General features: G+C 54.8%; 9 protein-coding genes. 2 read left to right on the plus strand and 7 right to left on the minus strand.

Annotation, left to right across the window (positions count from 1 at the left end):
* Window positions 1-320 precede the first annotated feature (320 nt).
* Window positions 321-2,063 carry a 2-succinyl-5-enolpyruvyl-6-hydroxy-3-cyclohexene-1-carboxylic-acid synthase gene (gene menD, locus L5470_RS09845; protein ID WP_499499730.1) on the plus strand — a complete coding sequence of 581 codons (1,743 nt, stop codon included), beginning with the start codon at window positions 321-323 and terminating at the stop codon, window positions 2,061-2,063.
* Here menD and miaB read toward each other — a convergent pair.
* A complete protein-coding gene (gene miaB, locus L5470_RS09850) occupies window positions 1,993-3,369 on the minus strand; it encodes a tRNA (N6-isopentenyl adenosine(37)-C2)-methylthiotransferase MiaB (RefSeq protein ID WP_099799305.1) in 1,377 nt (458 codons plus the stop codon). The genes menD and miaB overlap by 71 nt on opposite strands.
* Window positions 3,370-3,374: 5 nt before the next feature.
* Window positions 3,375-4,085 carry a nucleotide exchange factor GrpE gene (gene grpE / locus L5470_RS09855; RefSeq protein ID WP_099799306.1) on the minus strand — a complete coding sequence of 237 codons (711 nt, stop codon included), beginning with the start codon at window positions 4,083-4,085 and terminating at the stop codon, window positions 3,375-3,377.
* Window positions 4,086-4,383: 298 nt separating this feature from the next.
* Here grpE and L5470_RS09860 point away from each other — a divergent pair, with 298 nt between their 5' ends.
* Window positions 4,384-4,851, plus strand: coding sequence for a hypothetical protein (locus tag L5470_RS09860; protein WP_198405999.1), 468 nt, complete (start codon window positions 4,384-4,386; stop codon window positions 4,849-4,851).
* Between the two features lie 49 nt (window positions 4,852-4,900).
* Here L5470_RS09860 and L5470_RS09865 read toward each other — a convergent pair whose 3' ends face one another.
* The 5 genes from L5470_RS09865 to L5470_RS09885 form a co-directional block, all read right to left on the minus strand.
* Window positions 4,901-5,248, minus strand: a complete 348-nt coding sequence (locus L5470_RS09865) for a hypothetical protein (protein ID WP_499499733.1) — start codon at window positions 5,246-5,248, stop codon at window positions 4,901-4,903.
* 116 nt (window positions 5,249-5,364) lie between these two features.
* A complete protein-coding gene (lptC, locus tag L5470_RS09870) occupies window positions 5,365-6,633 on the minus strand; it encodes an LPS export ABC transporter periplasmic protein LptC (protein ID WP_499499735.1) in 1,269 nt (422 codons plus the stop codon).
* Window positions 6,557-7,246, minus strand: coding sequence for a LabA-like NYN domain-containing protein (locus tag L5470_RS09875; RefSeq protein ID WP_448513919.1), 690 nt, complete (start codon window positions 7,244-7,246; stop codon window positions 6,557-6,559). The genes lptC and L5470_RS09875 overlap by 77 nt, the downstream gene beginning before the upstream one ends.
* A 52-nt stretch (window positions 7,247-7,298) precedes the next feature.
* Window positions 7,299-8,894, minus strand: coding sequence for a methionine--tRNA ligase (metG, locus tag L5470_RS09880; RefSeq protein WP_499499738.1), 1,596 nt, complete (start codon window positions 8,892-8,894; stop codon window positions 7,299-7,301).
* Window positions 8,895-8,968: 74 nt separating this feature from the next.
* On the minus strand, window positions 8,969-11,071 hold the full coding sequence (locus L5470_RS09885; protein ID WP_499499740.1) for a hypothetical protein: 2,103 nt from the start codon (window positions 11,069-11,071) through the stop codon (window positions 8,969-8,971).
* Window positions 11,072-11,115: the final 44 nt, after the last annotated feature.

The following is an 11,115-nucleotide window of genomic DNA, read 5'->3' on the forward strand; positions in this document are numbered from 1 at the left end:
CTTCCGATCTAAATCCCGGCAAGTAAGTCACTACCGCTTTGGCGGCAAGCCTAAACCACTGCAAGCAATGGCAGGATGTTGAGCGTATCGAATTGGCTAGTGAGATCGGAAGAGCGAAACCACGGACCGAAACATAAACGTAGTCCCAATAGCAGAAATGCTTGAGGTGAGTAGGGGGTCTTTGACTGCCCCCACCCGCATTAAGTTGTGGGTGACAGCTCAAGGGAAAAGCGAAGCAACGCGGCTTCAGCCCGTTGCGTAGCATCCTTTGGGAATCCCCTCTCTTTCAAGGAGGGGAGAAGTCAACTTTGGAGTAGCCCATGCTCCTGACGCAAAATCTGAATGTTTTTTGGGCCAGTGTTCTTTTTGAAACCCTCTATCGACTGGGATTGGGTACTGTTGTGGTCTGCCCAGGATCGCGATCGGGGCCGTTGGCCGTTGCAGCGGCGGCTCATGCCCAGTTAGAGGCCATTCCCATTTTGGATGAGCGCTCTGCTGCCTTTTTTGCCCTAGGGCTGGCTCAGCAGCAAGGAACCCCTGTGGCCTTAGTGTGTACCTCGGGCACAGCAGCGGCGAACGTTTACCCAGCCATCATTGAAGCTAGCCTGAGTCATCTGCCCCTTGTTGTTCTGAGCGCCGATCGCCCACCGGAGTTGCGAGGCTGCCAAGCCGGACAAACCATCGATCAAGTGCGTCTGTACGGCTGCTATGTGCGCGAGTTTCGGGAACTGAGTCTGCCAGAACTAACTCTTATGCCTTACCTGCGCCAAACCCTCAGCCACTGTTGGCAGCGCTGCCTGTGGCCGGATCCGGGGCCTGTGCACCTGAATATTCCCTTCGCCGAACCCCTAGCACCAGTGGTGGATGCCAGCTTTATCGCTCCAACCCTAGAAGAAATGGGGTTTTTTCGCGCCCTCAAACCACCTTGCCCACTTGTGCCTATTCCGACTGCCTTACCGTGGTCAGACTGGCAACGTCATCCCAAGGGACTCATTATTGCCGGGCCTAGTCATACGCCGCAGCCCCACACTTATGCCACCGCTGTTGCACGCCTGAGTGATTACTTACAGTGGCCGATTCTCGCCGATGCCCTCTCCCCCTTACGGCACTACGGCTGCCCAAATGTGATTGCCCACTACGATCTATTGTTGCGATCGCCCCACGTGCAAGACGCACTATGCCCAACCGCTGTTCTGCAATTGGGGCCTCTTCCCACCAGTAAGCCCCTACGGGCGTGGCTCAAGCAAGCAGATCCGTTGATTTGGTGTTTGGATGCAGTTGCCGATAACAATAATCCCCTCCACGGTCGCAGTGTTACCCTAGCGGTGGATCCAGTGCACTTATCGCCAGTGGTGTCGCCTGAGCGCCGCTCACCCACCCCTTCCTCCGCCTACCTAGATCAGTGGCTCTATCTTGACAAGAGCATCGCCAACGCATTGGCGGCAACCCTAGATGCCATTGACTGGCACTGCGATGTCAAACTAATTCACCGCCTCAGCCAGATTCTTCCCAGCAATACAGCAGTGTTTGTGGCCAGTAGTATGCCGGTTCGGGATGTTGAAAGTGTTTGGGTCGCTAGCGATCGCCACTATCGCTTTTACTTTAATCGCGGTGCCAATGGCATTGATGGCACCCTTTCTAGTGCCTTAGGAGCCGCCCACCGCGGCCAGCCCACGGTTCTGATTACCGGCGATCTGGCCTGTCTTCACGATACCAATGGCTGGCTCATTACACCACAGTTCCACGGCTCCCTCACAGTTGTCGTCATCAACAATCAGGGGGGCGGCATTTTTGAGCACCTACCTATCCATGCGTTTGAGCCACCCTTTGAAACCTTCTTTGCCACTCCCCAAACCGCTACCTTAAGCCATCTTGCCGCGGCCTATGGTGTGCCCTACCACACCCTTGAGGACACCCTAGACCTTGAGAAGCACCTCCAAGATGGGTCGGCTGCCAAGGTACAGCTGCTAGAGTTCCACAGCGATCGCAAACTTAATGCCCAGTGGCGGCAAGAGGTGCTGGCGTCCGTGGCAATGGCTCTAAAGGTTCCCCACTCAAACTAAAAGCACGAGCCTCCGTAATCTGGACACGCACCAACTGCCCCCGCAACGCTTCGATCTCTCCCTGTAAATAGGTGAGACGATTGCCATCCGTGCGGCCATAGACCTGCGTGGGGTCTTTGGGGTTCACCCCCTCCACTAAAACCACTTCTGTGCGTCCCAGATAGCGCTGGGAGCGGTCAGCCGCCACAGTTGCTACAAGATGATTGAGCCGCTGAAGGCGATCCTCTTTCACCGCCTCCGGCACTTGGTCCGGCCAAGTGGCCGCCGGCGTATTCGGACGGGGGGAGTAGGCCGCGGTGTTTAACTGATCAAACCCCACCGTTGCGACTAAATCAAGGGTGTCGGCAAACTGCGCCTCTGTTTCTGCCGGAAAGCCCACAATGGCATCGGCACTGATTGCTGCATCGGGCATATAGCGGCGAATGGTGTCAATAATGTGCAGATAGCGCTCCCGCGTATAGCCCCGCCCCATTGCCTTGAGGATGTCATTATTGCCCGATTGAAAGGGAATGTGAAAATGCTTGCACACCTTGGGCAACTCGGCACAGGCTCGGATCAACCGCTCTGTAAAATAGCGGGGGTGACTGGTGGCAAAGCGGATGCGCTCAATGCCGGCCACATCATGAATGTAGTAGAGCAAATCCGTAAACGTATGCTGGCGGCGACCCTCCGGCGTAATTCCGGGCAAATCTCGACCGTAGGCATCGATATTTTGCCCCAAGAGCGTTACCTCGCGATACCCTTGCGCAGCCAGTTCCTCAATTTCTGCACGGATGGCAGCGGGTGTACGGGACTGTTCCTGACCCCGAACCCCCGGCACCACACAGTAGGTGCAGCGCTCGTTACAGCCGTAGATGACATTCACCCACGCCGTTACCGTACTGTCGCGACGGGGCTTGGTAATGTCTTCGACAATGTGCAGAGGTTCCGTAGCCACGACTTGGCTGCCGCTCCACACCTGCTCTAGAAGTTCACCAAGGCGATTGGCGTACTGTGGCCCCATCACCAAATCGACTTCCGGCACGCGCCGTAGGAGCTGCTCTCCTTCCTGCTGTGCAACGCAGCCTGCCACCACCAGCGTTAGATTGGGGTTTTGGTGCTTACGCTTTGCTTGGCGGCCAAGGTAGGAGTAGAGTTTTTGCTCTGCGTTATCGCGAATCGTGCAGGTGTTGTAGAGTAACACATCTGCCTGATCTGGCTCAGCAACCGGCTCTAAGCCCATAGCCTCTAAAACGCCGGCCATCCGCTCGGAGTCGGCCTTGTTCATTTGACAGCCAAACGTCGTGATGTAGTAGCGGCGCGGCATTTTGCTTACACATCCGTGACATCATTGGTCGGATTCATCTCGCTGCCACCGTCCTCTTCTGGCGTTGCTGCCACTTTAACCATGGCGTGTCGCAGCACGCGGTCTCCGAGCATATACCCCCGCTTCAATTCTTCTAGGACTGTTCCTTCAGGGTGCTCGCTGGTGGGTTCTCGCATCACCGCTTCGTGGTGGTTGGGGTCAAAGGGTTTTCCTTCCGGTCGCATGGCAGAAACCCCAATACGCTTCAGGCAGTCCACTAACTGCTTATACACCCCTTGATAGCTGCGGTGGATTTTTTCCTCTGCTTCCGTGGCCGTCTGAATATGGGTACGCGCTAACTCAAAACTATCGACGACAGGCAGTAGCTCCGAGATGGTTTTACATTTAATTTGCACCTCTAGCTCTTCCTTTTCCCGCTGTGTCCGCTTGCGAAAGTTTTCAAAGTCAGCGGCTAGGCGCATGTACTGAGTGTTCCGCTCTTCAACAAGCTGGGAGAGACTTGCTTGCGCGGCTTCTAGGGCGGCAATTTTTTCGAGCAAGTCTGCGCGATCGTCTGCTGAGTCAGCAGCAGTGGTGTCTGCCGCTACAGCGTCAGGCGTTTCAACGGTTTCTGCTGTGTCTGCCGTTTCAGTCTCTGCTTCGTTAGCGATCGCTGTATCGGTAGCCAGTGGCTCCGAAGCATCAGTGACAGAATTGGTTATGGTTTCATCACTCATAGGTTGACTCAAATCATGCCCCTACGGTTACAAATAAAAAAGCCTACCGCAACGTGAAGATATTGCACGGTGCGATCTTAATTAGCCTAGCATTTAACTATTGTATCAAAGTGTAATAATTTCGGACATCTTGACTTCACCCCCAATGTTACTGGCCACAGCTTGTAAGTTTTGTAGCTTTTACGCTATAGCAGCTATTGGCATTGGCTGCATGGGATGGAACTGCGCACTTACCTCCTCCGTCCAAGACATACGATAAAAATGTCCAAAAATATATTTGAATGGTGAGAGGTTGATCATGTTACTGCGTCCAGTCATACCTAGTCTGATCCTGTGTGGCACATTGATGGGGATCTCCTCTGCCTTTGCACAACTCTCGCCAGCCCCTCCGTCACAGACCTTCAATCCCTTTGGGGTTGACAACCCAGTTCTACAGCGAGCACGGAACTGGGCGCGACAAGCCGCAGAACGCGCCAACGGGGGGCTTAGTCGCTACCGTGCTGAAGAGTCGATGTTTGGGCCTGCCAGTCAGTCGCCTTTTGTTGAGAATGGCGATGGCTCCTTTACCTTTCGGTTTTTAGGGGGGCCGCCAGCAGCACCGCCCACCATTGAAAGTATTGTGACGGTGAATCCAGATTCGGCAAACCCGATGATCCGGATTGACTACAATGGGCCAATCCAGGCTCAGGGAGCTACCAGTCCTTCACGTATGGCTCCAGTTGATCCGATGCCTGCTCCAGAACCACCCAATCCCAACACTTGGTAGTTCGACAGTGTGGGATCTATACACCCTAGGATTCTTACTAGTTAGCAATTTAGCGACGGCAAACAGCGCGGGCAATATCACCGCCAACGGTACCGGGGGGATAGCTCTTGGTACCGCTCCAATCCCAACTGTAGTACTCACTTTTGACATCGTAGGGATTACAGGAGGCTGTTGCCTTATGCCAATAGTCATCCCCACGGGTGGAAAGGCTAAAGTCCACTTGGGTGATGCCATTACTGTTGGTGTAAAAGCGGCGCGAATCCATGTCTGCAGTATAAACGCGGCCCCGGCTATCGCGGGCAACTTCAACTTCCCGCTCTGCTAGAACCGGGGGGGCGATCGCTACTGTCAAACCGAGGGTAGCGGCTCCGAGGAGGGCAAAGGAAGGGCGCAGCATTATGAATAACTCCTTGACCTAAGGAACGATGGTGTTGCGATTCTAGCAATTGCGCCCAATAATCATTGCGGTTAGTAATAAATCGTTTCTAGGATTTAGACATTATGAAATCACTTTTAGGGCAATCGCAACTGAACCGGGACTTGGGTTTGCACCCGACCCGTAACAATGACTTCTTGGCGATCGAGCCAGCCTTTAGCTTGCTGGCCGCGCACCTGAATACGCGGGTTGGCTTGGTGATAAAACACGCCGCCTTGGGCTTCGACTTCCTGCTGGGGCATGCGCCACACCAGTTGCGCCGTGCGCAGGGTGGCATTAGGCCGCTGGATTTCGACGTGGCCGCTGGCCTCCACCTGTTGTTGAGGAATCCGCCACGTCAGGCGTTGTGCCCGTAGTTGCGCCGCTTGGGGCTGACTTTGTAAGCGTGCATTCTCAAAGATGGCGCGATTATCGTCTAAAAAGAGAACACCGCGACGGGCTTGGCCTGTGATCCCTTGGGAGGGGTATTCGACGGTGAGGGGGGCATCACTGATGATTTGCTGACGGTCGATCCGCCACTGGATCAGCTCTCCCCGAGCCAAGAGCCTAGGTTCCTGCAAGTCCACCTGTACCGATCGCCGTAGGGCGACCTGCTGCTGCGGAATTGACCATTCGGCTTCTTGGGCACGGAGGCGATCGCCAGCAACGCCTACGACTGTAACCCCTCCAGCCCCCCCCACACCGGCCAAGAGGCGCTCCTGCTCCTGTTGCCACACGAGGACATCGGTGCTGAGGCGCAGATCTTGTGCTTCAGGCAGGCTGGACGTGACCTGCACCGCCCTCAGTGCTCGCAGTTCTTGGCGTTGACTGTCTGCTTCTAACCGTTGCGCTGTGATAGCCACTTGCGGATAGCGAATTTGTAGGTTTTTCTGCGCTTGCAGTAGGGCGCGATCGCCCCGCCACACAAACTGATCCGCAACAATCGTTCCCCTAGCCGCAACATCGGTCACCGTGGTTCGCCCCTCAATCCAGAGTTGGTCATTGCGCTGCCGAACCTTGACGGCTTTCGCCTCTAGGGTGTAAGTGGGCTTGCCCGCCACCCGCAGATCCCCGCGCAAATTGTCGATCTCAATTTGCTGGAGACCCCCATCACTGTAGCGAGCACCGTCTGCCTGTAGTAACCAGAGAATCTGCCCTTGATCATCCGTCTGCTGCAGGGTCAGGTTTTGCAAGCGAACTGCTCCGGTCACTTCTGGCTCTGGGGTGGGTTCGTCGCCAATCCAAGCATCGACCCAGCCACACCCCGCCAAACTGCCGAGGAGGACAAGCCTAAGCAGGGGCATTATTGTCCAAATTGTCCAACGGTTCCAGCGGCGATGTTCCAGCATTCGCAGACTCAGAGACATTGTCTTCCCATGATGTACTCGATAGCTCCGGAGGTGTCAATCCACCGGTTAAAGGGCGGTAGGTATAGGTTGTCCGCGGTGCTTTTTGGATGTCTTCGCGAATACTTTCAAGGTCAATGTAGCGATCGGCAACGTTAATAAGGCTATCGCTGGTCATCGAGCGCAAACTGACCACCTCGACCCGTGCTCCCCGATAACTGACTGCATCAACCGCATAGGCCAAATCTCCATCGCCACTGACTAGAATGGCTGTGTCATAACACCCCACTAAGGCCATCATATCAACGGCAATTTCAACATCTAGGTTGGCTTTTTTAGAGCCATCGGGTAACTGCACAAGTTCCTTAGAGACAACCCGGTAGCCATTGCGCCGCATCCATAAGAGGAACCCTTGCTGTTTCTCGTTGGAGGGATCAACTCCAGTATAGAAAAAGGAACGAAACAAACGAGAGCCTTGGGTCAGATGGCAAAGCAGCTTTGAGTAGTCAATTTCAATACCCAATTGCAATGCTGCATAAAATAGATTTGAACCATCAATAAAAATGGCAATCCGACCCCGATTTTGCAGCACGTGTTCAGGACTGTAAATCACAGATGTAGAAGATGTAACCATGCAAAAACCATCTCAAAAAAATGTTTTATGTAAATAAAGGTATTACTCTAGCCTAGTTCGGGTCACTGGGGACTGGAGCTAGGACTGAGAGCTTTTGAAATACTGGCGCTGGCTGAGACAAGGGCTGACCGGCAGGCAGAACCCCCCAGTGCGCCTGACTATCGGCCAACAATGCTGAGTCGATCACTGATCCATTAAAATTAACACTATAACCTAACTGTTGATAGATAGCTTCACTCAAGTGGGGGATAATGGGCGCAAGTACGTAGGCTAGTAAACGTACGGCCTCTAGAACACAATAGAGAATTTCTGCCACGGCATTCATCTCCCCAGCTTTTGCCCGCTTCCACGGTGCTTCTTCATCTAAGAATTTATTTCCCGATCGCGCCAACCCCAAGGCGAGTTGGCAGACCTCGTGGAAGGCTAAGCGCCGATAAGCCGTCCCGTAGGACTGGCTCACGTGCTCTGCCAATTGCCGGAGAGGATGCTCTGGCGCAATGGCATGGATGTCAATGGCGGGCACCTCGCCGCCAGTATATTTCCATGCCATTTTKAGGGTGCGGTTGAGCAAGTTACCAATATCGTTGGCCAAGTCGGCATTGAGGATATTCACAAAGCGAGTTTCGCTAAAGTCACCATCGCGGCCAAATTCTACTTCTTTCATGAAGTAATAGCGAACGGCATCCGCACTATACTGCTGCACTAGGGCAACGGGATCGAGGGTATTCCCCAAACTTTTCCCCATTTTCTGACCGTTTTTCGTGAGGAACCCATGGACAAAAATTTGCTCGGGCAACGGTAACCCTGCCGACATGAGCATAGCCGGCCAGGAAATGGCATGGAAGCGCAAAATATCCTTGCCAATAATGTGCAAGTTAATCGGCCACCATGTGCTTAGTGCATTTGCTAGGGTGGGTTCCTGTTCCGGCTCTAACAGTGCGGTGACATACCCTAGGAGGGCATCAAACCAAACGTAAAGGGTATGCTCTGGATCGGTGGGTACCGGAAAGCCCCAGTCAAGGTTCACCCGCGAAATCGAAAAATCTTGCAACCCCTGCTCTATGAAACTCAGGACTTCATTGCGGCGGCTGCGGGGCTGCACAAAGTCAGGATGGGTGGCGTAGTAGGTCAGCAGTGCATCTTGGTACGTCGACAAACGGAAAAAGTAGTTCCGTTCATCGCGCCACTCCACTGGCCGATTGACATGAATGGGACAGCGCTGTCCCTCGAGTAATTCCCGCTCTTCTTTGAATTCTTCGCACTCAACGCAGTACCACCCCTGTTGTTGCCCTAGATAAATGTCGCCGTTGTCCCACACCCGCTGGAAGAACTCCCGAACAATGGCATGGTGGCGCGGACTGGTGGTGCGACTAAAGCGGTCGTAGGTAATGTGTAACTGCTGCCACAGGGCTTCAAAGCCAGCGGCAATTTCATCGCAGTGATCTTGGGGCGTGAGGCCGCGCTGCTGGGCGGTGCGCTCAATTTTCTGGCCGTGCTCATCCGTACCGGTGATAAAGCGCACATGATACCCTTGGAGACGATAAAAGCGAGCAACGACATCGGCAGCAATGGTTGTGTAGGCGCTGCCAATGTGGGGTAAGGCATTGACATAGTAAAGCGGTGTAGTCAGTGAAAAGCGTGGCGACAAGCAGTGGTCTCCCTAGTTGGTTTGCCCGATGGCGTTACAGCACCCTATCAGCAAGCGCACGTAACGTCCGGTGGCTATTGCTGTTTCGGCTTGCCGAGTTGGGAATTGGCTGTATCTATCATACTCCCATCCATGGAACCTGCCGCCAAATCGACGAATGCCAGCAGTGGACCGTCCTGTTCTTTGCCGTTGGCTGCAAGGTCACTATGGCACAGGTAGAGGCGATCGCCCACCCGCAAGCACAGATCAACCAGTAGCTGCTGCAATCGCTCTGATTCAGACTGCCATACCAAGGCACTGGGACTGGCGGTGCCTTGACGTAGAAACATAGGGGCTTGCCACAGGGTTTGCAGGCCACCATCTTGCCAGCGAGGGCTGCTAGCGTCTAGCCAAAAATGCCAACGATGGGCTTGCTGTGTGCTGCGATACTGAAATGTCGTTGCCAATAGAACCCCTTGGGGTGGGGGGTGCAAGGGGGGCGGATCAGCCGTTACGGTGCCCCGTCGCAGCAAGCGAATCCATTCCTCCAGCCGCTGCTCAGGGGGGGTCAGGGTATGCAGGTGCTCGCAGACCTGCCAGTAGTCCGCGGCGCTCTCTAGGAGAGACCGTAGGGCAGCCAATTCGGTTGCCGGTAAATTTTGTGGCCAGAGGTAGCGCTGAATGGCAGCATCCATCACAGCTGTGGGGGGCTGGGTTGTCGGTAGGCTACTGAGCCACGTGCGAAAGGTTTCGTAGGCAGTGCTGGCTCGATGCCCCAAGCGATCCCAGCGACTATAGTGGCTAGCGGCTAAGAGTTTGAGGGGGCGTGGCTGCAAACAATGGGCGGCTAACAGACCTGCCCGCACCGCATCAATCTCATGGTTTTTGGCGTGGAACACCTCCAATAGTTCGGCGATCGCCCCCGCTGAGCACTCCAGACTGATCCCCGGATAGACCAACATCAGCACTGTTAAGAGGGCACGCACGTAGGGTGATTGAATTAACGGCCGTTGATCGTTGAGAACAACGACGGGAATCCCCTGCTGGCCTAGCTCCGTGGTGAGGACATAGCGGGCAATGGTATCGATCCCCGGACCAAGGATGGCAATCTCCTGCGGCATGACCTGCTGGCTGCGCACTGCCTGGGTCACTGTCGCGCAGATTTGGCTGAGTAACTGCATGCGGGAGGTGGTTTGCAGCGTTACAATTTGCGGCGGCAACTGTGGCTGTGGGGTTGTCAGGAGTTCGGCAACACGAATCCTAGGGTCGCCAATACCGAGGATTGTTTGCTGGGGGGGCGGCAGTTCCTCCACCGTCGCCCTTGCCTTCAAGGCCAAAAACGCATCGGGATCCGCCCCAAGCCCTAGGCGCACTACACCAGTGGGTTGGTGGCTCAGAACCATGGTGACCGCCTGTCTGGGAATATCTGGCGGGACAGGGATCTCAGGAGGAATGCCACTGGCCAGCAGCCCCAATAGATCAGCAACAAGGGCAGGGTAGTTGTGGATGTTATCGGCCACAATGCCACGAAACCGCCGCCGCAGCGAAAGTTGATAGTCTTGCTGCCGCAGGAGTACCCGGCCAAATAAATCCGCGATGATGCCATAGGTCAGCAGGCTATGTTGGGTACACCAATGTCGCCACCGACTCAGCACCGCCACAATGGCTGCCATCGTTTCTGGGGCAACGGCCACCCCGTGATCGGCCATGACGGTGGGAATCTCTGGCAGATCCATACCCGCAAAGGCCGCTAACTGGAAAATATCCAGCAAATGGCGCACGGCGCGATCGCGATTGTTACTGAGTGCGGCAAAGGTGTTTTGCTCTAAGTCTGAGTGCCACAGTGCCTTCGCCCAAAGAAGTTCCAGTTCCGTTGCCAACCGTAGGGGTGGACGGGCAGCCACTGCGTTGAGCTTGACTAACAGGGGCCAAAACAGCATCACCTCATCCTGCATAAAGCCAAGCGGTGTCGTGATATAGGGAAAGTAACCGGCACCGAGTTTGCGCTCAAGTTGGGTGCTGAGATGGTCTCGTCCTTCGCCAGTATCGGTTAACAACAGGAGCGATCGCTCACAGGAAATGTAGGGCGGACATTTTGGCTGCTCTGGGATCTGCTGCGCCTGTAGCCATTCGGCAATGTAGCCAACGAGGGTGTGGGTTTTACCACTGCGGCTGCCGCCACTAATCCACCGCAACACGCAAGACGACACTCACTAAAATTAAGTTGGTACGATCCTACTAC

Source organism: Synechococcus sp. PCC 6717 (genome assembly GCF_022698185.1).
GTDB lineage: Bacteria > Cyanobacteriota > Cyanobacteriia > Thermosynechococcales > Thermosynechococcaceae > Thermosynechococcus > Thermosynechococcus lividus.